The following is a 22,594-nucleotide window of genomic DNA, read 5'->3' on the forward strand; positions in this document are numbered from 1 at the left end:
GGTTTTATGGCCGTTCCTTTGGAAAAAACACCTGCTGGGCGTGGTCCATGGCAATTTCGCTACGGTAATGATTGATCAACTGACGCTGGCTAAAGCCTTTTGTAGAGACATCAGCTATCCCCAGAACCACCTGCTCCACTGTTTTCAGGCGTGCCGAAAGGAACGTACGGGCAGGCACCCAGTTCGTGGAGTAGTGAAAGTCGGCGAACCAGAGCGTCTTGTTGGTCTTCCTGTCCTTGATTTCATACCTGTCGAGGTAACCATGTGTGCGGCCCTTGATGCGTTGGCGGTTTATCCGTTTGGTGATGGAAATACGGTTTCGGTCTTTCAGCCAGATCACGCCGCTCATGGTCGGAGGGCTCTGCTTGATGATGTTCAATACGGTTTCGAATTCCTGTTCATAGAGCGACTTCGATTCTCTTTTGAGGCGCAATCGCAAGGATTCGGCCGAGCGCTGCTGCGCCTCTGATATTTCAATCGTTTCGTTGGTGGCAACGCCTTGTGCCTGGTCGAGTGCCTTCCTGATCGCGATGCCGACCTTCTCCATCCTGCTGGCGTGGGCATTGAGGATCATTGCCACACCGGCCGGTGTCCGGCCTGGCTTTTTCAAGTCTTGTTCGATTTGCGCCTTGAACGCGGTCAGTCCGTCGATCAGGGTTTGGCCTTTGCGAACGCTCGTGTCCAGTGAAGGGACTGCCAGGGGAGGCGGGTCGGACATCACGTGGGGCGCCCATTCGCCGGTTTCCTTGCGGTGGAACGAGACGATGATTTCCTCCGAGAACGGATTCTTCACATCGACCCAATCCGTTTCCTCGTGCAGCTGCGATAAGCGAGGCTCGCCACTGATGACGCCCCAGAAGCGTGCCCTGATGAATTTTTTCCTGGCCCGCGGACGTGGCTCATGAGGGCTGCCTGACCTGCGCCGGTTGCTTCGCTCATCAAGGGCTTGCGCCAACTGCTCCAACGCTCGTCTTTTACATTCGCCCATCTGTTTGACCAGCCGAGTGAGTTGTACAGGGTTGGTGCTGCCTCGGTATTCGCTGCCCATGTACTCGAGATGTTCTTCGATGGCGGCGAACTGTTCCGTCAGGCTGCCGAGCGCATCGATTTGTTCATCCAGCCGGATCATGCTTCGCTCATCCATGGCGTCGCGCAGGCTTTGGAAGGCCACCGTGGCGTTGTCGACAATACGGTTAATTTCCACCCAGCCTTCAGGCATCGTCTCGACGCTTTCAAGAGACAGGCAGAGGTGGCGGTACATATCCACCTGGATAAGTCGCAGATCGTCACTTTTGTAGACCGGCATCTTTGCGCGGTACTGACGGACAAACTCAAAGCCTTCGCGCCCCATCTCCTTGAGCCTGGAAAAACGTGTCTCCATGTAGTCCAGGCGCTCGATCATGTCGTGACCGGCGTTGATCATGGTGTTGGCAGCATCGATGTGTTGTTGCTCCAGCACCTTGACCTCGGACGTGATCATGCCCATGGCATCGGTCAGGGCAGGCGTAAAGCGCTCTCGCAATACATCCATTTCCGCGAAGGTGAAATTCACTTGTGCATTCAGGTAACCAAGGCTGACGCGAGGGTAATCGGGGCGTGACTGGAAGACCGGCCATTCAATCAGGGTCTTCAGCGCTTTTTCATAGTTCTCCCGCTGGGCTTCCAGGGTCGTCAGATACGCCACACGCTTGGTTTCCCGCGCTGCGCCGGATGCCTGGTTCATTTCCTGCGCGTCCATGGTCAGCAACTTCTGGTTCGCCGGTTTCTGTTCTTCAAACTGGTTGAGTTCGGCCAGCAGCTCCACGCTGCGGCGTCGTGCCTCGGCGACGACCCTCTGCCGGGCACCTTTTGAGCCGCCGCCGCGTAAGCGCAAGCGGGTATCGATCTGCCACTGGCCGCGCGCATCATGGATCACCGGAGGGCCGGAACGGGCTCCGTCGATGATGCAGATCTGGTCGCCCTCTACGGTGACCTCGAACCATTTTCCCGACATCTTTGCGTACCACTTCCCACCCTTCGCATAGAGGCCCCTGAGCGCGCCTTCGGTCCTGGGTTGTCCAGGGGAATCGGGAGCCGCGATGCTGAAGCTATCGAGCAGATTGGCGCGCTTGCTCGACCTGCCCATCAACGCACCGCTGGTATGAACGACCTCGTAGTGCTCTTGCGGCAGCTCTGTCTTGGTGAGCGGCGCGAGCGTTTCGATAATGAGCTTGGGTTTGAGCACTGGCGGGATTTGTGGTGGGGCAATCTCCGGGGCCTCTGTCGGACGACTACCTTTGCTCGCCCTGGTGCGGTCAATCACGTAATGGATGATCCCCAAGGAGACGTTCAACAACACATCGACAAAGAGCGCCCACTTGGCCTGGCTACTGGTTTCTTCGTCACTCTGCGTCAGCTGTTCAAGGTCGTTCAGGATCTGCCAGAGCCAGGTCGTGGTGGCCACCGTGGTGCCGAGGTAGGGCAGCGCCAAATTGAAAATCAGCCAACCGGCCTGCTTGAAAGACTCCCAACGGCTTTCGCGATTGGAGACCGACTGATGATCGGCGAGCGTGACCAAGGCATTGGCGTTGGCCCGGAACAACAGTGGCAGGAAGTCGTCGCCCAGGGTCTCGTCGCCAAGGCTGACAGGACCATTATTGGACAAGGTCTCCAGCGGGGCTGCCACGAACTCCACGATGGTCCAGGGCGAGGGCAGGGCGCCTGGAAAGACATCGCGGCCATAGGTTTCGCGTACCCCATCGGGCAGCCACGCCAGTACCGATTGGCGCAAGGGAGCGTTTTGCCTGATGGTGTACAGCAAGTTGCTGAACGACGGGAACTGCCACAGCTGCGGTTCAAGCAACGGTCGATAAAGCAGGCAGGGGCCGGCACTTGGCGTCTGCGGGCCGATCACGAACATGTTGGCGACTATGTCCTCCGAAAGCCCCAACTGCAGCTCGGGCACGAAAGCCAGTTTGCGCAGGACGATGGTTTGCCCGTCTACCTTGCGGTCGTCTTCCTGGGGCTCCATCAGCGCCGCGACATAACGACAACCGCGCTCATCGATATTGCCCTGTCCACGCAGTTTGCCCTCCAGCGCAAGCATGGGCAGCTGTATGCGCAACTGTGAGGTGTACAGGTTTTCGCGGCGGAACGACTCCGCCGGGTCATTCAGCAGTTTGCGCTTGATCAGGTCGGGATAAACGCGACCGATATCGACTTGGGTGATGAGCTTCTCGACGTAGTCCACCGTCAACCACGCGGGCGACACGGTCGTGTCGAGAGACCTCACCGTCTTGTTGCCCGGGGGCAGGGCAATCAGGTTTTGCAAGGCCAGGTCGACGAGGTTGAACCGCGTGGTATCAAATTTGAAGGGCACAACGAAGGTGCCCCAGACAACCGGGCTTTTTATCTCGATCTCGATTTTTTCCGGGTCCAGCGTCGAAGCGTCGTCGTGGTCGGATTGCATCTGCGTTTTCAGCGCCTGCGCCGCATACGTTTTGAGGGGGGGAATGTCGTCCAGGTAGGTTTTGCCGGCGTGGGAGCTGCTCATCGCCGAAAGATTCTTCATGTATTGGGCGAACAGGATCTGGTCGGAAATCGACGCGGCCTGCAGCCATTCGGGTAACTGTTTTTGGAACCAGCTTTCGCCAGGCCCTACGTCCACTCCGCTGGGGGCCGGTGGTTCGTCTTCTGCATAGCCCGGATTCAGACTGATGCTGGGGATGCCAAGGATCTTGACCTGCACGGCGATGATCCCGCAGGCCTTGCTGTCGAAAATATTGCCGCTGGGTTCATAGAGCCGCCAGCGAATTTTCGTCGGGTGGACCAAGGTGCCCAGGTGTTCTGGAAGGGCTTGTCCCAACGCGTGCCGTGAAGCGAACTTCTCATAACCGTTGAGCAACGAGTGCACAAGGATGACCTCCTTGTTGTCGATCAGGCCGATCAGCACCACCAGCGAGTTTTCATTCACGCGGTTGATCTCGTCGCCGTCGACCTCCTCGATGTCGACCAGATACGCGTGGCTGTCGTAGCTGTCGTTACGGTCTTGCGGGTCGGGGTACAGGAACAGTTGCCGGGCCATGTCGCATTCAGTCGCCGTCCAGCCTTCGATCTGCTTGACATCCCAGAGCTTGCGCAGCGTGTGGGAGAGCTCATGCCAGCGTGGGCCGTAATTGCCGAACGGCATGTTCCAGTACGCCAGTTGCTGCTCCTGGCTGGCCGGCACCATGGCCGGCACCAGCTCGTTGATCAAACGGCCGATCTGGTCGATGCGCACCGGCAAATGCACCTCGGGCGCGGTGATCGGCAGTTGGGTCAGGAAGTGCAGCCCTTCGATCAACAACGTGGGTTTGCTCTGGTCCACCCGCGAGGCCAGCAAATCGCTGAGCGATTCATAGCGGGTGGGGCGCGCCACGATCTCGCCACCAACAATGTCCCAGGCCGGTTCGCCGATGACGGTGGTATGCGGGTCTAGATCCAGTGACGGGTACAGCTTCTTGAGTGCGTTGCGCAGCAGCATGGCCGCCACTTCCGGGTAGGTGGGGCCTGCGAGCAGTTGGTTGACCAGCGTGCTCCTGATACTCGCGTTGAACGCCGGGGCGGTGCCGGTAGGGTCTGATGTCATCTGAGTTGTCCCTGTCTCGAGATGGATGAAAACCCCGAAGCCGAACGCTTCGGGGTTTCCATGCTAGAGAGGCAAGGGACGGGGCAGGTGGTAACTATGTATACGCAGCCAACACCGGGTGGGAGCAAAGCTTGCTCGCGAAACAAGCGCCTCGGTCCTTGGCAGATAGCAGGGCCTTCATCGCGGGCAAGCCTTGCTCCCACAATGGTCTTGCTCCCACCATGGCCTTTATCCCCCAACGGCCTTTATTGGCCGGATTTGATCCGGGTCCAGGCCCGCGTGCGCGCGCGCTCGGCGTCCCGGGGCAAGGGTTGCAGGGTGTAGAGCGTGGTCATGGCCGCGGCGGTCGGGTACAGGTTGGGGTTGCCGCGGATCGCCGGGTCGACCATCTCGGTGGCGTCCTTGTTCGGGTTCGGGTAGCCGACAAAATCGCTGACCGGTGCAATCACCTGCGGTTGCAGCAAGTAGTTGATGAAGGTGTAGGCGTCGTCCGGGTTTTTCGCGCCTTTGGGGATGGCGAGCATGTCGAACCAGATCGGCGCGCCTTCCTTGGGCAGGCGCATGTCCACCGTCACGCCGTTCTTGGCTTCCTTGGCCCGGTTGGCCGCCTGGGAAAAGCTGCCGGAGTAGCCCACCGCCACGCAGATCTCACCGTTGGCGATGTCGGCCATGTACTTGGACGAGTGGAAATAGGTGATGTACGGGCGGATCTTCATCATCAGCGCTTCGGCCTTGGCATAGTCCGCCGGCTTCTTGCTGTTGGGGTCCAGGCCCAGGTGCTGCAAGGCCAGGGGCAGGATCTCCGACGGCGAATCGAGCAGCGCCACGCCGCACTGCTTGAGCTTGCTGATGTTCTCTTCCTTGAAGATCAGGTCCCAGCTGTCCACTGGTGCGTTGTCGCCGAGGGCGGCCTTGATCTTGTCCGGGTTGAAACCGATCAGGATGGTGCCGTACATGTAGGGCACGGCGAACTTGTTGCCCGGATCGTTGGCTTCGATCAGCTTCATCAGCTTGGGATCGAGGTGGTTCCAGTTCGGCAGCTTGCTGCGGTCCAGCGGCTGGAACACCCCGGCTTCGATCTGCTTGGCCAGGAACACGTTGGACGGCACCACCACGTCATAGCCGGAGTTGCCCGTCAGCAGCTTGGCCTCCAGGGCCTCGTTGGTGTCGAAGATGTCGTAGACCAGCTTGACCTGGCTGTTCTGCGCCTTGAAGTCCTCCAGGGCCTTGGGCGTGATGTAGTCGAACCAGTTGTAGACGCGCAAGGTGCGCTCCTCGGCCTGTACCGCGCCGCAAAGCAGCGCGGCGCACACGGCTGGAGCCATTAAACGCTTGAGTCTGTTCATGCTGTTATTCCTCATGGGGCGCTTTGGAAACCTTCAAGAACGTTCACGGCATTGATGCCGATTTCTGCCACCGCGTAGCCGCCTTCCATCACGAACAGCGTTGGCTTGCCGAGCGCCGCGATGCGCTTGCCCATCGCCAGGTAATCCGGGCTGTCGAGCTTGAATTGCGAGATGGGGTCGTCCTTGAAAGTGTCCACGCCCAGGGACACGACGATGACATCGGCGTCGTAACCCCGAATCTGCCCGCAGGCCTGCTCCAGCGCCGCGCTCCAGGTGTCCCAGCCTGAGCCGGCCGGCAAAGGGTAGTTGAAGTTGAAGCCCTCACCGGCGCCCTCGCCACGCTCGTCGGCATAACCCAGGAAGAACGGAAACTCCGCCTCCGGATGGCCGTGGATCGACGCGAACAACACGTCGCTGCGCTCGTAGAAAATCGATTGGGTGCCGTTGCCGTGGTGGTAATCCACATCCAGGATCGCGACCTTCTTATGACCCTGGTCGAGAAAGGCCTGGGCGGCGATGGCAGCGTTGTTGAGGTAGCAATAACCGCCCATCAAATCGCCAGCGGCGTGGTGCCCCGGTGGGCGGCACAAGGCAAAGGCACTGCGCGCGCCACGCTGGATGTCCGCCTGGGCGGTGAGGGTCACTTGCGCGGCGCTGTAGGCCGCCTGCCAAGTGCCGGCGGTAATCGGCGCGCCGGCGTCGAAACTGTAATAACCCAACTGGCCGTGCAGGCTGGTGGGGATGACCGTGCGAAAGGTCCGCGCCGGCCAAGTGAAGGGCAGCAAATCGCCGTCGCGGTTGTACTTGGCCCAGCGGTCCCAGGCGCCTTTGAAAAACTCCAGGTACGCCGCGCTGTGGATACGCTGGATCGGCCCCAGGCCAAAATCCTGCGGCGCCTCCACCGGCCCCAGCGCCCGCGCCTTGACCCGCTCCAACACATGATCGGCCCGGGACGGCATCTCGAAGCAGGGCATCAACTGCCCGTCCATCAACTCGCAGCGCCCGTGGTGCAGGTGGTGATCGTCCGAATAGATCGTCAGCATTTTTTGTTCTCCGCAAGGCTGATCGGTTGGAACACAGTCTTGCGGTGTGAGGGGTTTTGGAGAACGGCAGGAGAGGCCAAAAGGGGATCGAAATGGCCAATAAGTTTGACCGTAAATCGCCCCTTGTTGGCGCGGGTGTGCGCGGGGTTGGGCAGAAGGGTGGTGCTAGTCAGGCAAGAGATTATGGGTATAGCCGCGTTTTTTATTTTTTGATTTGGAGTAATAGGCCAGGTCTATTTTAAAAAGAGCGCAGACGTGGGCTAGCTGTTCTTTAAGGTGCGCTCGTGTCATGCGTTCAGTATTTTCAGAAAACATGAGATGGTAAATTGCGGGCCAAGTTACTGCAGCGTCCGAAAAATATATTGTCTTGCGAGGGCCCACAATTGAGATGCACTTTGTAGTAGAGAAAAGTGCGGATAAAAATTTTTCATGGACCATGGAACAAGCAGATAAAAATAGGCGACGTTTCTTCAGGTGCGGTGCGAGGATCTTTGCGAGATCTGTATAACTTATCTCATCCTGATTGGTAGTAAATAATCCATGTTTGTTTCCGTGAGCTGAGATGTGCAGGTACCGATATCCCGACTTCCCGAACTCTGTAACGGTTTCGACGAACTGATCTCGTGTCCTGACATAGCGGTATATTGGTTTTTTTTCGTGTAGCCTCAAGACTGAAGAAATAACGCTGCCTTCGAAGCGACCGTTGCCTTCATCGTCAGGGGCGAGTGTTTCAATGATGAAAACGTCAGGGACAGTGGCCATTTATAGGTGCTCAAGTGGTTTTGCTTGTTAATGATAATATCTTGGTCAGTAAGGCCACGTGATTCAGCTCTGTCGAAAATAAAAAACACTGTGGGTCTTGAATTTGTCGGCGTACCAAGCAACGCCGAGGATGTTCTTCATCGCTTCTTTTTCTCCGGAAGGAACATCTTTTTTGTTTTTTAAGTAGTCTTCAAATTTTATGTTGTGGTTGGGGAATACTGTATTTAACTCAGCTAAAATTCTTTTCCCGCCTTCAGGCGTTGTGGACATGCTTTTTTTTGAGTATCTGTTTGGGTACAGTAGGTTGAATGAAGCAGAGAGACTCCAATGATTTGATACCCTCGGATCATTGAAGTACTGGAAATGTCTGTTGTAAATGTTGGTGAGCAGGACGAAATCTACTTGATCGAACCGTTCATGTCCGATTGGACTGTCTTCAGTAAAAAATCCACCTTCCCCAAATAGGTATCCTCGCCACAGTTGCATGTCAATTTCGCCGTGACAGCAGACAATTAATATATTGGTGTCTTCGGTTCTGCGATGTTTGACTTTTTCTTGGGTGGACTCAAGAAAATCCTTCATCACGTTATCTAGATTTTTTCCTTCTTTAACAGTAATGCCCTGCGGCATCAAGCGCTCACGCGTTTCTCTAAGCGCCTGCTCGCGGATTGCGCTGTCGGGCATTCTGTTTGAAAAGGTAAGAGTCACTTCGTCAGCGGGGCGTATTTCGTCTTTGTAAGAGGCGCATTTTACTTCGAGATTATATTTTTTCCCTTTGACAGTTACACTGAAATCAACGTCTTTAGGCGGCGTGACTTTATCTTCGTAGACGAATGCCGTATCTGGATAATCGATAAACTCACTCATGGCTGTTAGCTCGCAAGCAGCCTGTATATATTGACTCTCGTTAAATACTCCTGCGCGAACTTGCAACTTTTCTCGGATGAGGCGGTTGGTTTTTTTCTCGCCTATTTTAGCCTGAAGAGCGTTAAGGATTTTATTTAGCGAGTGCAGGTATTCGTCGTAATGAATGCTTGTTTTTACAAGGTAGTGTTGGCTGTCAGTAATTTCACTAAGGTGATTGAGTAGCATGCGTCATATTTCCTTGTTCATCCATTAGGTGAACGAAATCAGCAGGGTGAATGAAGTGGAGGATAAATATCTTCTTGAAACCAAATACTTATCCTGTCCCTAGGTGTAGTCCCGGCACTGGCTATTCAGGCTTGATAGCAGGAAGCGAGAGGGCTGCACGAATTTCGTTCAAGGACTCGTAGAAGTCCTTGGAGATTCCGAACAGCCCTTTGCGAATCTCGTGAATCAGAGCCTCGTCCTTTTGCTTGGCGATCTCAATGAACAGGGCAAACGTCAAGGAGATGCCCCGTGGCAGTCGCATGTAACCCTTATTTACAAGCTGCTGGGCGCGCAGTTCAAGCAATGGGAGGTTCCCTTTAAATACGGCATCCACTTTATCGATGCTATCCAGCTTCAGTTTGGTGCTGAGGTAGCGGTCGTACTGGATGGTGTGCTCGCTTTCATACCACTCCGAAAGAATCTCGATTCCGAATTTTTTTGCCAGCTCGGCATCCATCGCCGAAACCAGCAAATTCGACCGGGCATAGGTGGAGATGTAGTTGTAAAACTCCCGCTCCAAGGTCTCCAGGATCAAGGTGTTTTTCGATTTGCCAAGCGTATTGGCGACGGCGGCGATGGTCTTGTCCAAGCTGCTGCTCAAATTGCGCAGCGTGTAGGAGACCGTTTCGGCCTTTTCAGCATCAGTCATGGGAATGACTCCGGTAACGCTCCTCGGAAGTCGAGGAGGCGAAACCATGCTTGCCTAAAGAAACCAAATCGTCAACAGTGGTTCAGATTATTTTATATGGTTCTTTTTGTGCGCTGGCGAATCTCACGCGTTTGGGACATGCCCTATCCCCAGGCACGCAGGTCTGTACGAAGCCACCCAGCGCAAAAGACCAATCGCTAACCATCCCGAGGAGAGCACAGAATGGACACCCACCGCCAACCTCTGTGGGAGCGAGCTTGCTCGCGAAGGCGGCAGCACGTACATCCCCGGCCTGAAGGCGTACGCAGTCCATGACAAGGAAGCTTGCTCGCGCTCGGCGGAGCAACTGCCGATCAGATGATGGAATCAAGATCCAGCGTGTAGGGTTTACCAATGGCATACCCATGAGCACCACGGATCAACTCACTATCGTCATCCATGGCCGGCGCCATCGCCAGTTGCTCAGCCACCCTGTTCTCCGGGTGTGCCTGCCAGCGGGCCAGGTTGTGTGCCAGTTGCTCGGGTTGTTCCGCCAAGCTCCCATAGACGTCTTTTTCGCTCACCGACACGGTGCGCAGCGTGGCCAGGCGAGCGCGGGTGTTGTGCATCTTGTCGACCTCACGGATGAGCGCGATGTTGATGGAGCTCTCACTACGCCCATTGGGCGCGCCCCGTCCCGCCAGGTAGCGTTCTTCAGCGCGCAACTGTTGAGTAATCCGCGTCAGTGCATGATCGATCCACTCATATTCGCGTTTTGTCGCCAGCGGGCTTCCGTCGATTTGCGCTTCCTGCCAGCGACGCAAGGTCGCCCAGCAAGCGGGAATGTAGCTGGGGACCATGAAGTGATCACCGGTCTGAATGAGTTGGGCTAGTAAGGCAGGGCGGTCCGGCAGGCCATATTTATGCTCAAGGGCCACCTCGCAGGCGGCGTGTTGGGTGATGGTGTCGACCAGAGGAAGTCATCCGGTTGGGCAAACAATCTGACCGCTAACGGCCAAAAGCAGACATTCAAACCCCTAGCCAAATACACTGTCGCGAAGATTGCACTCAAAAATTTTGGTGCAAGTGTGCAGCCAAGGAAAAGGGAGGATTCATGAGTCTTGATCTGTGCTTGGAAGCTGATAGTACGCTCACAATTTCGACGCTGAGCAAGGCAGTTGCGAATGCCGGTGCTTGGGAAATAGAGGTCGCAGGAAATGGGCTATACGCTGAATTTACCTCGGGACTTAAATTGAGTACCAATGACGTACTCGATGACGCTACGATTTATGCTGAGAATACAATGGGTATCGACTTCCCTGTCGCTGTGCGTTGCACCATCAGAATTAAAGGGCCCGAACCAGAGGGGGAGTCGGCTATGGAAGATCTGGATAAAATCGCTCAGTCCATATCTCAGTCGTGTTCGGCTTTCTTTCTTATTAGCTTTCAGTTCGAACAAACCTTGTACTGGCGGGATGCGACAGGGCTGCATCGTCCTTGAGGTAGGTGCCTGCGCGTCCTCTTTCAGACATTTCCGAATGGTGTTTTTTCGGACGAAAACGCCCCTGAATTGAGGAGCTGCTTTTGGCCGATCTCTGCCTGTCGCCACCGTCAGCTTTGGGTCGAAAGCAGCTGTTGGTAAATGGCTGCTAACGGCCCAAGGCAAGCGTCCAGTCAAGTCATCTACCGATCCAGCTATCAGCACGAGGATGACTGCTTGCTGCCCATGCCGTAAGGTTCGCTACCAAAATCACCACAGCCTTCCAGTGGTGGCAATACAGCAAGGAGAGCGAACAATGAACACCTTCAAATCATCAATCCAAAACGTTGCTGCGGCCATAGGCCTCATCGCAGCAGTGACAGTCGGGGGATGCGTGATGATCCCTTACGACACGCCGGAATCAAAAGCCCAAATCCAGCGCGATCTGAAAATTGCACCATCGGATATTCAAGCCGTGTCGGAAACGAACTGGTGCTTGTTCCCATATGGAAGCGAAGGCAGCTGCAGAGCCACTCAAGGCCTGGGAGTGTTGACCAGCAAAGGCCTGATCCTCAGCCTCTACAACAACCACACCTACACTGAAACCGCACGCATCCTCCCAGAACAAGTGCAGTGCGTGAAGACAGTTGGTGGTCGCACTGGAGTCGAACCGTTCGTTGTATTCACCAACGACCGAGCGATCATGCTCGCCGTCATTACGCCAGGTGGACAAATGAATGTGCCTGTGAAAGTCAGTTTCTTTGATTATCTGACGAAGCCAGGGCAGCACGTCTTCACTGGAACGGATGGCGGATATGTGCGCAAGTCGGGTCGACAGCAAACCGTAGGCGGAATGGTGTCAGGCACTGCCATCCCGTGGCATACAACACTCGACGTAACAGAGGTTTTTAACCCTTGCCCGCAGGTTACAGATTAACGAGGAGTGGTGCGTTCCCTCGCAAGCGGTGCGCGCAGGCCGAAGCCCGTAGGTGTGAAGGATGAATGCCCGAAGGGCCGAGACGCCTCGGCGGTTCGGCTCGCGACAGCCGCCCTCGAAGAGGCACACCCTGAGACAGCAAGTACAGGGCTTTTAGCATCCGCTCAAGTGTCTGATGTCCCCAAGTCGACAGCACAGCGCTACCCATTGACAATAATTGGTGCGAGAACCAGATCCGACCCTGGCGTTGGGTCGCAAGAACTGGCTCTTCACAGGGTCGCTACGCAGCGGCAAACGAGCGGCGGCGATCATGAGTTTGATCCAGTCTGCACGGCTGAATAGTCATGATCCGTATGCTTACTTGAAGGACGTGCTCACGCGCCTGCTCGCCAAGGCGGCAGCACACGTGTACGCGGTCTGTGGCGAGGGAGCTTGCTCCCTCGCCACAGCTGGGTGGTGTAGCGGTTAGCGTGGATCGACGTTATCCAGCACTCGGTTCGCCAGCATTGAACTCAGTTCGATCAGTTGCTGGATGCCGAGGGCGATGTGGCGGCGAGGGCCTTCCAGGTCGAAGGCCAGATTGCTGATCATCGCGTCGGCGGATGCTAGGTTTTCGCTGAGGTTGGCGAGCAGGCATTCGGTGTCGGCGTTTTTTGCCACGGTGAAGAGCTGGTCCGGTTTGTATGCATCTTCGGACTTTTCCGGTTTGGGTAGCAGGTAGTGATCCAAGACGCGTTTGGTGGTTTCGTCGTGCTTTTTGTTTTTACGACCGGAATGGGTAGACGTTGAGTCAGTTTCTGGAGGGTTCGGAGTTATCTTGAACATTCTTACGTCCTTTGTTAGTAGGCCGCGACCATCTCGCTACTAAACGAAGGGGTGGCAGCTGTGCGCAAGTTAGTAGACCGGTAAAGGACAACGGAAACCCGGCGCGCCCGAAGGCGCCATGCGCACAGCCGCCATCAAGTGCAGGCTATGCCTGACTGATGAGACTCATGCACCGTTGTCATTACCGGGCTACTAAACCCGACCACTGATGGGCAGTGGCAGGGAAACGATAAAACCCATGAGCAAGGCGCACAAGCGGGCGGATTCTGGCGTAGTTGTAGGCAATGGCGCAAGGATTCGTAGCCTGGCGGAAGCGTGGCGGAGGGAGAATAAACAAGGCTCCGTAGTGCCCAGGATTCGGGACGAGAAGGCGTGCTCTCGCTCGGTGGCGCAACGGTTTTTCTGTAGGAATGCGCCGGCATTTTTGGGGCTGCGGCGCAGCCCAGCGGGAGCAAGCTCCCTCGCCACAGGTTGAGCGTCGTTGACCATCCCGAGGTGAACACAGAATGAGCGCACACCGCCAATCCCCTGTGGGAGCGAGCCTGCTCGCGATGGCGGCAGCACGTTACATACCTGACCTGAAGGCGTGGAGAATGGCGCGTCGATCAGATGATGGAATCAAGATCCAGCGTGTAGGGCTTACCAATGGCATACCCATGAGCACCACGGATCAACTCACTATCGTCATCCATGGCCGGCGCCATCGCCAGTTGCTCAGCCACCCTGTTCTCCGGGTGTGCCTGCCAACGGGCCAGGTTGTGTGCCAGTTGCTCGGGTTGTTCCGCCAAGCTTCCGTAAACGTCTTTTTCACTGACCGACGCGGTGCGCAGCGTGGCCAGGCGCGCACGTGTGTTGTGCATCTTGTCGACCTCACGGATGAGCGCAATGTTGATGGAGCTTTCGCTACGCCCATTGGGCGCGCCCCGTCCCGCCAGGTAGCGTTCTTCATCGCGCAACTGTTGGGTAATCCGCGTCAGAGCATGATCGATCCACTCATATTCGCGTTTTGTCGCCAGCGTGCTTCCGTCGATCTGCGCTTCCTGCCAGCGCCGCAAAGTCGCCCAGCAAGCGGGAATGTAGCTGGGGACCATGAAGTGATCACCGGTCTGGATGAGTTGAGCCAGTAAGGCCGGGCGGTCCGGCAGGCCATATCTATGCTCGAGAGCCACCTCGCAGGCGGCGTGTTGAGTGATGGTGTCGCAATGGGGCATCCACAGGATCGACGAGCGCTCCTTGCGATCGAACTCCACCGGCAGGAAGTGCCGCAAGATGCCGTGGTGTTCGTAGGGCTCGCCCGTCAAGTTAGTGATGCCCGCCACGAACACGGAAAGGCCGACCGGTACGTTGGCGAACGTAAGGGCCAACCCTGTGCCATAAACACCGCTCTTGGTATTCATCCAACTGCCGGGCACGCTGGGTATCGGGTCGTTGTGGTTGACCATTCGGTAGTGCACCAGGGCTTCGGCGTTTTTTGTGAAAGTGGCATCGGCGGCGCGGGGTGCGCCGTAGGTGTAGAGTTGGATGGTGTAGTCGAAGCCCGCTCTGCGCCGCAGTATCTCCGAGAGCAACAATGCCACGGCTCCTCCCAGGCTGTGACCGCAAATCAGCAATTTTTGCCCCGCATGAAACCTGTCCAGATAACTCGTCACGAAGGCCGCGGTTTTTTTTGCGGCGCCATAGAACCCTCGATGCACCCGGCCGACACCTTCTTCAAACGGCACCTGAAGCGCATCGGCGTCGCGCAGGAAGTCGGCGGTTTGCTGGGTGCCACGTACTGCGATCAGGACCAGCTCGTCATTGTGGGTGATGTAGGCCTGGGTATCCGTGGCTTGCGCCCCGGTTTTGCTGTCATCGAGGAAATGGACTTTGGCGGGGTGTTCCTGATCTTCACCCAATTCCGGATCATTGACGGTGTAAAGAAAGGGGTCAAACGGCACGATCTCCAGGCGTTTGGAGTAGGGCACGTCTTCATACAGCGGGTAGTAGGGTTTTGGTTGTTCCGGATAGAACTCCCCGAGCTCTTCGAACTTGGCCAATGCATCCGCGAACCAGTTGCCCACGCTTGGTTGCTCGGAGAAGTTCAGCGGCGTTTTTATTGGGGCCTTGTCAGGTGTCTGGCCGAAGGGGCAATAGGTCAAGGTCGACATGAGCGCCAATTGATACAAGTTGAGCGCACAGAATTCGGGGGCGGTGGACAGCATGGGTCGCAAGGCGCGTAACGGGCGAACTTCCAGCACCGTGTGTTTTTGCGGCATCAGGGCAACACCGAGTTTGCCATGTTCGCCCATCAACCGTGCCGGCCCAGCCGGGAGCGGGTAATGGCGGTACACCTCGGGCGGCAAATGCGCGACGTGCTTGACCAGGTGCCGTACTTCCACTTGGAAGAAATCGTCTGCGCAGGCTTGTGCGGGATTGTCCCGGGTGCGTGTGGCGTTTGTGTTTAGGTAGCGGGTTTGCTCGGCGCGGACTTGTAGTTCGGTGATTTGGAGTGGGTAGTGGGGTCTTGTTTGTAGAAATGAGTAGATATCTTCAAACCCCTGATACTTCTGAGCAAAAAGCAGGGCAATCGGTCCCGCATGGTGATTGGTAACCTTGCCAACACCCATGACATCCAGGTTGCCAGGGTATTTTTGTCTTTCTGAATCGGTAGCGACATAAGCCAGCCCTGCATAAGGCTCACCAGAGCCAAACTCATCGACGAGCTGAAAACTGGTCCACTTTCCCCCCACAGGGCAGGTCAGATTGCGATGGCTCAGCCGTGACTCCAATTCTTTTTGCAATGACGTCATACGCGGATCTCCTTATTCCGTACAACCGGGGTAAATAGTGCATTTCTGTCCGTCCGGCATTTGAAAACCGCTGAAGTCCTGATAATTGCCATAACAAAATGCGTATGGGTCCTCAAAGTGTTTGCCCATGCAGCGCTTCCAACCGTTAGTCACCTTCACCCAAGTGTCTCCAATGGCGGGTCTTTCCTCGTCCGCCAACTTGATCTTCATCCTTACGGTCTGACCCGGCAGCTGATCCAGGGTGTACGCCGAGAAAGGACGCCCACGCCCAAGCTCGCCCTGTGGGTTGGTTTTTTTGCAGTCGAGGATTTTTACGATGCGTCGTTTGGACCCAGCCGTACGGAACAACCACTGGCACTGACCATAAAAGACACTTTCATCCAATTCATTGAAAGCGCCCTTGTACCGCGGCTCCAACTCATCGCGTATGGCAACGACCGCGGACTCACCGCTTATATCTCCCCAGTCGTTTCCATACGCCGAGTTGATTTCCAGCTTGATGCGATAGATCACCAACGGGCAGCCGCTGACGGTTCTGTACAGGTCTATTTCTGAGATCGGCTGGTAACTTTTGCGCCATTCCAGGTTGTACCCGACCTCTGTATTTCTGCCGCCCGGTACGGTGCAGGTCTGCCCTTTGGCGGGCACGTACACCGCAACGGCCTGGTAGGCAAAGTCAGGCGGCAAATCAGCGGTAAAGACAAAAGTGTTCGCTTGTTTGTTGGCGCAACCAACGATTAACGCGATGGAGCAACCCAAGCCTGCGTTACGCAATAGAGCATGTATTTTTGAGTAGGGCGTCGTCACGGGATAGGGCCTTATTCCGTACAGCCGGGGTAAATGGTGCATTTCTGTCCGTCCGGCATCTGGAAACCGCTGAAGTCCTTGTAGTTACCGAAGCAATACGCATCTTGATCTTCAAAGTTTTCCCCCATACAGCGTTTCCAACCGTTAGGTACTTTCACCCAAGTGTCTCCAATGGCGGGTCTTTCTTCGTTCGCCAACTTGATCTTCATCCTCACGGTCTTACCCGGTAGCTGATCGAGGGTGTACGCCGAGAAAGGACGTCCACGTCCAAGCTCGCCCTGTGGGTTGGTTTTTTTGCAGTCGAGGATTTTTCTGAGAATGCGAGGCTTGCCTGAAGTACGGAATAACCATTGGCATTGGCCGTAGAAGGTACTTTCACCCGCTTCGCTGAACGTGCCTTTGTATTGAGCTTCCAGCTCATCGCGAATCACTACGTTGGCTGAATCTTGACTGATATCGCTCCAGTCCTTGCCATAGGCGGAATTGATTTCGAGCTCAATGCGGCTGATCACCAATGGGCAACCCATACGGGTTCGGCGAATAACGATTTCGGAATGGGGGTTGTATGCCTTACGCCACTCCCTATTGAACACCGGCGCTTTGTTATACCGGGTCTCGACGGTGCAGGTTTCGCCTGGGGCGGGTACGTAGTACACCGCCGCTTGGTAGGCAAAGTCAGGCGGCAAATCTGCCGTAAAAGTAAACGTGTTCGGCTGTGTGTTGGCACAACCTGCCGTTATCGCCAGGCCGCTCAAACTTGCAATGCGCAAAGCCTGTTTCATGGCGGCGCATCTCCCTGCCAGAACGCTGCCATCAGGCGCACCCGTTCAAAATGCTCGTCGGGGCTTTCAGCTGAACGTACTTGCCAGTACGGCGCCAGCGCCTGGGCGGGTGCTTGCAGGTGCTGGGTCAGTAAAAACTCCACCTGCTCAGGCGCCTGCCAGTGCCATATCTCGGCCTGATCAAGCGTGGCACGCAACCACGCCTCCGGGTCCTGTTGCTCGGCCAGTGCGGCGAAGGCCTGGACATGCTCGGCCAACAGGAAGCGGCGGGCATTGAGGAGCCGAGTCTGCATCGCTTGCTGCGGGGTAACGGGCACCTGCAGCCAAAGAGGCGAGTCGGATACTGGGTATGTCCCAGGGGCCGGGTTATAGGTGCTTGCCCAACAAGTGCCCTGCCAATAGCAGGCACTGATCGCTGGCCCGAGATAGGCCGGATAGGCTTCAACGGGCAGGTGCTTGAGCGCCCGGGCCAGGACACGGTTGTCATGGAAGCGGTACAGCGCCTGATGGGGGTGTTCTCCGATGATCAGTCGTTCACGCCAGTGCTCCACCAGCGTTGGCAGGCCCCCTTTGGGAAGGCTGGCAAGCCATCCCCAGTGGCTGTCCGGCCGGTTAAGCAATTCATTGATGTGTTCGTCGCCGGGCCGATCGAAGCTGAAGACAAAGGGCCCCACGTCAGCGAGGTCAGCAACCAGCGTTTGGCCGTACACGCTCAGGTATTGGTCGGGACGACTGTTCTTGAGCAATGCCTGGCGCGTGTGGTGCTCATGTTCTGAGTCCAGGACGACACACAGGGTGTGGCCGAGGCGTTGCTGTTCGATCAACCATTGATGGGGGAGTGAGCGAGTCATGCGGCGGCGACTTCCATTGGGCAGAGACCCTCGCGGCAGGCCTCGCAGATCGGACAAAAGTCCAATCCCGCTGCTTTGCTGGCCGTTATCAGCGCGCGTTGAGTGGGGGCGAGCACGGGGGCTGGAGCCGCCAAGGGATCCGTCAAGCCAGGCGTGAATGATGAGGCGGTAGCGCTGGCCATGGGGGCGCCGCCGAGCTGGATTTCACTGCTGCTGTAGATACCGCTGTGGTTGATCAGGATGTGCTGGCCCCCGGCTTTCAAACTGAGAGATGCACCTGCTTCAAGGACCACATGAGCGCCAGCCTTGATCTGTATTTGCTGCCCGGCCTCGACGGCCAGTGTCTGATCGACACGGGTGTGGCGGTTGGCGACGCGCAGGTAGTCATCACCTTCGACCTGGACGGTACGGTCGGCGGCGGTGGTCCGATGTTCCTCGGCGTGCAGGACGGTGATGCTGTTGCCCCTGATGGTCTCCCGCCGCTCGTTGCCAATCTCCAGTCGGCTGTCGTTTTCGATCTTCTGTTCCATGTCACGCTGGGCCCGCAGATAGATCAGCTCCTGACCGGCGCGGTCTTCCAGGTGCAGCTCGTTGAAGCCGTTGTTGCCCGGCGAGCTGCAAGAACGAAACACGGTGCGGGTCTTGTGCGCGGGCAGCGGGTAGGGCCGAGCGTTGGCGCTGTTGGTCAGGCATCCGCTGATCAGGGGCTTGTCGGGATCGCCTTCCATGAAGGTCACCAACACCTCCATGCCCACCCGCGGGATCGTGACGCTCCCGTAGCTGTTGCCCGCCCAATTGGAGGCGACTCGCAACCAACAGCTGCTGCCGTCGTCGAGGTGCCCCGCCCGATCCCAGAAAAACCTGACCTTGACCCGGCCATACGGGTCGCAGTGGATCTCTTCACCCTTGGGCCCCGTGACGATTGCCGTCTGGCTGCCCCATACACGTGGCTTTTGGTAAACCCGTTGCGAACGAAAGATCGCATCCCAAGGCGTGGCAACGAAGTGATTGCGATAGCCCTGATTGAAGTGGTCTTCAGCCCTGCCAGTGTCGCTGGGAGTGATTTCCTCCAGCACCTGCGGCTGTTTGCCTTCGTGATGCACTTCGGTCAGGAGCCATAGATCATTCCATTCCTGGCGAGGGTGCCCACTCAATGCCAGGAAGTGTCCCGTCGTCAGTGCCGGCTGATCACTCTTTCCTTCGGCCTGGCGGTAGTCGACACGATGACGTTCCAGGGCTCGCCGGCTCAATAACCTGCCGCGTTTTTCCTGGGTAAAGTCGCCTGGATAATCATAGGCCTCCAAGTCTGGTTGGATCTTTTCGACGCCGGGCTGACAGCTGCTCTCCAGTAGGAATGTCGACTTCTTGAAATCGTAATCACGGCGTGTGACGCGGCTGGTCCGGGTCTCCAGTCGCAGGCCAAATCGATGGATAACCGGCTCGTCGTCAACCATGCCGCTGCCGTGTTTATAAGCAGTGCGGTGCTCAAGCCGGGGAAATACGCTCTGGTCATCACCAAATACCAGGTGATGGCCCGACTCACTGTGCTGGAAGTGATAATGCAGGCCTTCTTCGTGACACAGGCGCTCGATGAAGTGCAAGTCGGATTCGCGATACTGCACGCAGTAGTCACGAGGCGAATAACTTGCACTCAACTGGAAGCAATGGGCGTCAGTGAGAATACCTTGCTCCTTGAGGACCGATGTAATGATCTGTGGGACGCTGACGTGTTGAAAAATGCGCTGGTTGGTGCGGTGTTCCAAGTAAGCCAATCGTGGAACCAGTCTTATCTTGTAATGCGTCAAGCGTTTGCCAGTGTCGCCTTGTACAACACGATAAATCAGCCCGTGAACACCGCTTCCCTGTTTGTTGAATGCAAGAAATGCCTGCTGGTTTAACAAGTATTCCAAATCCATATCGCTTTGTTCGCTGACGAGCTCGATATCGAACGAATAAGGCATGCTGATGGCTTCGCAGCCCTCGAAGGCCATCACTTGGAGGTCATGTTCGATGTCAGGAATTATGAGATGAAAGTTGCGCAAATCAGGGGTGTGGAACATTCGCGGCTCCTTGGGCGTTGGCGCTGACTCCTGATCACATTGAAGCAGTCTTGAGGGGGCGCGCGCGCAGAGACCCGTAAAAAAAGAAAAGGATGTAAGAGTTCTCTTTGCAGCAAGTAGGAACTGAGAATGAAATGATTTGAAGTGATTTTTAGTTGGCTCGATCGTGGTCCGACCTTGACAGGAAGGAATCTGCATTGGGAGTTTCGGAAGGGGTAAATTTTTTGAAAAAAGGAAAGGTCCTACTTTTTTATTATTAAAATTTTGGCATTCTTCGCTGCGTTCCACTGGTTGGGGATGGTCTGAGTTCTGGAGTGTGCCGAATTGTATTTGGTGAAACTTCCTACAAGCAAAGCCGAATATTTACCTTGAATAACCATGCCGCCAAAACTGCCCATGTCACAAACTGAATTTTCTTAGCAGGGTCGTGAATGTCGTATTCCGGAAAACTGTCCGCCCATTATCTGGCTCTCGCCAAAACGCCCATCTCCAAAGAGGGTTTTGCGGGTGCAGACGTGCGTTTTTCGAATGAATACGAGACGTTGGAAGGCGAGCTGGGCAAAGCCCAGTCGATGCACGAAAGCGGCCAGGTAGACTGGCTGAAGATCCGTGAAGGAAGTGAAGCGCTGTTGCGTACCCAGTCGAAGGACTTGCGGGTGGCGGCCTGGCTGGTTTGGGCGCTGTATCAGCGTGAGTCTTTCCACGGGTTGCTGGCAGGTCTCTGCCTTTTGCACCACTTGTGTAAAGACCATTGGCCTGACATTCATCCGGCCAAAAATCGAACCCGTGCCGCCGCCATCAGTTGGTTGCTGCCTCGCCTGGAACAGGCGTTGGGCGATGACGTTGCGATCAAGGAGCAGGTACCGCTTTTCCGCCATCTGACAGAGCAACTTGAAGGACTCGATACCGCTTGCACCGCCCACTTGGGTGATGACGCGCCTTTGCTGCTCCCGTTGTGTCGGCGCCTCAACACGATGATCCAGCGTGCCACAGACAACCTGCCGCAGGCGGGTGCCATTGAGACGGTAGTGGCTCAGGTGAAGCAAGTTGCTACCCAACTGCTCACGCCCGACGCTCCGATCGAAAACGAAAAAGAAGCCCATAAGGCCCTGCGCGCCCAGCAGGAAAGCGCAGGGCCGTTATGCATCTGGTGGCTCAAACAAAAAGCAACCGACGTTCGGGCCCTGCGCCTGAACCGTACTTTGACCTGGCTGACCATTGACACCATGCCCGAGCGCAACGCCGAGCAGATCACCCAGTTGCGTGGGGTGCCGGCGGACAAACTCAAGGCTTATCAGGACAGTCTCCACCAAGGCGATTACGCGAACCTACTGGTGGAGATCGAGGCCAGCCTGGCGAAGGCTCCGTTCTGGCTCGATGGCCAGCGGCTTGCCTGGGAGTGCCTGCAAGGGTTGAACGCCGAGTTGGCCATGGGTGAAGTGGAGGTCCATTTCGCGCTATTCATCCAGCGCCTGCCGGGCGTTATCGAATTGCGTTGGCATGACGGTTCGCCGTTCGCCGATCCCGCCACGCGGGCGTGGATCGCGTCCCAGGTCATGCCTCACCTGCAAAACCCCGGCGCCGCTCCCGAAATCGATATCAATCACAACGATGCGCCTTGGGAACTGACGCTGGAAGAGGCCCAGTCGATCCTGTCCAGGGATGGCCTCAAACCCGCCGTCCAGTTACTCAGGCAAGGCATGCAAAACGCTCTTGGGGCACGCGAGTGTTTCCTCTGGCGGTTCGCGATGGCTCGCTTGTGCTTCTCGGCGAGGAAATACGAACTCGCCAAAGTCCAGCTGGAGGTCCTCGACCAGACACTGCAACACGCCGGCCTGAATACCTGGGAGCCCACCCTGGAGCTACAGGTACTGCATTTGCTGCATAGCTGCTGCGAGTTATTGCCTCAGAACCACGTCATACGCGAGTGCAAGGAAGAGACCTATCGCAGGTTGTGTCACCTCGACCTGGAACGGGTCATTGAATAGGCCTCCGGGTCCAAAATTGTAAGGAGAAAGTCATGGCCAAAGAAGGCTCGATCGCCCCTAAGGAACGCATCAACGTCACCTTCAAACCTGCCACCGGCGGTGCCCAGGAAGAAATTGAGCTGCCGTTGAAACTATTGGCGATCGGTGATTACACCCACCGCGGGGATGAACGCAAGATCGAGGATCGCAAGCCGATTGGCATCGACAAGATGACCTTCGACGAGGTGTTGGCCAAGCAAGAGCTGAACCTGACATTGAGCGTACCAAACCGTCTCCAGGAAGAAAGCGAAACTGAAGAGTTGGCTGTACAGCTGCGTGTGAACTCGATGAAGGATTTCAACCCGGCGAGCCTGGTCGAGCAAGTGCCGGAGCTCAGCAAACTGATGGAGCTGCGCGACGCCCTGGTGGCGCTCAAAGGGCCGTTGGGTAACGCGCCAGCGTTCCGCAAGGCCATCGAAGGCGTACTCGGCAATGACGATTCCCGCCGCCGCGTACTGGATGAGCTGGGTCTGAACACCACAGCGAAGAACGCTTGATTCTTTCAGCCAAGGAAGCCGAA

The 22,594-nt window shown here is 56.4% G+C and carries 18 protein-coding genes and 1 pseudogene; 6 read left to right on the forward strand and 13 right to left on the reverse strand.

Going from position 1 to position 22,594, the window contains the following annotated elements; genetic code table 11:
• Positions 1-4: 4 nt before the first annotated feature.
• On the reverse strand, positions 5-4,168 hold the full coding sequence (locus AB4O09_RS01310; RefSeq protein ID WP_460107877.1) for a dermonecrotic toxin domain-containing protein: 4,164 nt from the start codon (positions 4,166-4,168) through the stop codon (positions 5-7).
• Here AB4O09_RS01310 and AB4O09_RS01315 point away from each other — a divergent pair.
• Positions 4,167-4,379 carry a hypothetical protein gene (locus AB4O09_RS01315; RefSeq protein ID WP_253279506.1) on the forward strand — a complete coding sequence of 71 codons (213 nt, stop codon included), beginning with the start codon at positions 4,167-4,169 and terminating at the stop codon, positions 4,377-4,379. The two genes, AB4O09_RS01310 and AB4O09_RS01315, sit on opposite strands and share 2 nt — an antisense overlap.
• 472 nt (positions 4,380-4,851) lie before the next feature.
• Here the strand turns inward: AB4O09_RS01315 and AB4O09_RS01320 are convergent, their stop codons facing one another.
• The 6 genes from AB4O09_RS01320 to AB4O09_RS01345 form a co-directional block, all read right to left on the reverse strand.
• On the reverse strand, positions 4,852-5,952 hold the full coding sequence (locus AB4O09_RS01320; protein ID WP_003206959.1) for a polyamine ABC transporter substrate-binding protein: 1,101 nt from the start codon (positions 5,950-5,952) through the stop codon (positions 4,852-4,854).
• Positions 5,953-5,963: 11 nt separating this feature from the next.
• Complete coding sequence (locus AB4O09_RS01325; RefSeq protein ID WP_053163669.1) at positions 5,964-6,995, reverse strand: histone deacetylase family protein; 1,032 nt, start codon at positions 6,993-6,995, stop codon at positions 5,964-5,966.
• 165 nt (positions 6,996-7,160) lie between these two features.
• A complete protein-coding gene (locus AB4O09_RS01330; protein WP_080587866.1) occupies positions 7,161-7,757 on the reverse strand; it encodes a hypothetical protein in 597 nt (198 codons plus the stop codon).
• A gap of 63 nt (positions 7,758-7,820) precedes the next feature.
• Positions 7,821-8,849 (reverse strand): hypothetical protein, encoded by a 1,029-nt coding sequence (locus tag AB4O09_RS01335; RefSeq protein ID WP_053163662.1) that lies wholly within the window; start codon positions 8,847-8,849, stop codon positions 7,821-7,823.
• A 121-nt stretch (positions 8,850-8,970) separates the two neighbouring features.
• Positions 8,971-9,537: a hypothetical protein gene (locus AB4O09_RS01340; protein WP_013694586.1), complete on the reverse strand. Its 567-nt coding sequence runs from the start codon at positions 9,535-9,537 to the stop codon at positions 8,971-8,973.
• A gap of 353 nt (positions 9,538-9,890) precedes the next feature.
• On the reverse strand, positions 9,891-10,376 hold the full coding sequence (locus tag AB4O09_RS01345; RefSeq protein ID WP_043042235.1) for a hypothetical protein: 486 nt from the start codon (positions 10,374-10,376) through the stop codon (positions 9,891-9,893).
• Positions 10,377-10,630: 254 nt separating this feature from the next.
• Between AB4O09_RS01345 and AB4O09_RS01350 the strand changes: the two genes are divergently transcribed.
• From AB4O09_RS01350 to AB4O09_RS01360, 3 genes and pseudogenes are all read left to right on the forward strand, one after another.
• A complete protein-coding gene (locus tag AB4O09_RS01350; protein ID WP_038858168.1) occupies positions 10,631-11,017 on the forward strand; it encodes a hypothetical protein in 387 nt (128 codons plus the stop codon).
• Between the two features lie 295 nt (positions 11,018-11,312).
• Positions 11,313-11,933, forward strand: a complete 621-nt coding sequence (locus AB4O09_RS01355) for a hypothetical protein (protein ID WP_460107882.1) — start codon at positions 11,313-11,315, stop codon at positions 11,931-11,933.
• Positions 11,934-12,118: 185 nt separating this feature from the next.
• Positions 12,119-12,402, forward strand: a pseudogene (locus AB4O09_RS01360) (transposase domain-containing protein); the annotation flags it as partial.
• Here AB4O09_RS01360 and AB4O09_RS01365 read toward each other — a convergent pair.
• The 6 genes from AB4O09_RS01365 to AB4O09_RS01390 all read right to left on the reverse strand — a co-directional run bounded on the left by AB4O09_RS01365 (position 12,399) and on the right by AB4O09_RS01390 (position 20,047).
• Complete coding sequence (locus tag AB4O09_RS01365; RefSeq protein WP_043042233.1) at positions 12,399-12,758, reverse strand: DUF6124 family protein; 360 nt, start codon at positions 12,756-12,758, stop codon at positions 12,399-12,401. The pseudogene AB4O09_RS01360 and the gene AB4O09_RS01365 sit on opposite strands and share 4 nt — an antisense overlap.
• Positions 12,759-13,363: 605 nt before the next feature.
• A complete protein-coding gene (locus AB4O09_RS01370; protein WP_460107885.1) occupies positions 13,364-15,547 on the reverse strand; it encodes a lipase family protein in 2,184 nt (727 codons plus the stop codon).
• 12 nt (positions 15,548-15,559) lie between these two features.
• Complete coding sequence (locus tag AB4O09_RS01375; protein WP_460108401.1) at positions 15,560-16,333, reverse strand: hypothetical protein; 774 nt, start codon at positions 16,331-16,333, stop codon at positions 15,560-15,562.
• Positions 16,334-16,365: 32 nt separating this feature from the next.
• Positions 16,366-17,136: a hypothetical protein gene (locus AB4O09_RS01380; protein ID WP_027912838.1), complete on the reverse strand. Its 771-nt coding sequence runs from the start codon at positions 17,134-17,136 to the stop codon at positions 16,366-16,368.
• Entirely contained in the window at positions 17,133-17,987 is an 855-nt protein-coding gene (locus AB4O09_RS01385) for a DUF4123 domain-containing protein (RefSeq protein ID WP_027912837.1), read from the reverse strand. The genes AB4O09_RS01380 and AB4O09_RS01385 overlap by 4 nt, the downstream gene beginning before the upstream one ends.
• A complete protein-coding gene (locus AB4O09_RS01390; RefSeq protein ID WP_460108403.1) occupies positions 17,984-20,047 on the reverse strand; it encodes a type VI secretion system Vgr family protein in 2,064 nt (687 codons plus the stop codon). Before AB4O09_RS01390 ends, AB4O09_RS01385 begins: the two co-directional genes overlap by 4 nt.
• Before the next feature lie 431 nt (positions 20,048-20,478).
• On the opposite strand from AB4O09_RS01390, the gene tssA reads away from it, so the two are divergent.
• Positions 20,479-22,035: a type VI secretion system protein TssA gene (gene tssA, locus AB4O09_RS01395; protein WP_414880733.1), complete on the forward strand. Its 1,557-nt coding sequence runs from the start codon at positions 20,479-20,481 to the stop codon at positions 22,033-22,035.
• 32 nt (positions 22,036-22,067) lie between these two features.
• Positions 22,068-22,571 carry a type VI secretion system contractile sheath small subunit gene (gene tssB, locus AB4O09_RS01400; protein ID WP_053163654.1) on the forward strand — a complete coding sequence of 168 codons (504 nt, stop codon included), beginning with the start codon at positions 22,068-22,070 and terminating at the stop codon, positions 22,569-22,571.
• The last annotated feature ends 23 nt before the right edge of the window (positions 22,572-22,594 follow it).

Source organism: Pseudomonas sp. H1_F01 (assembly GCF_054681425.1).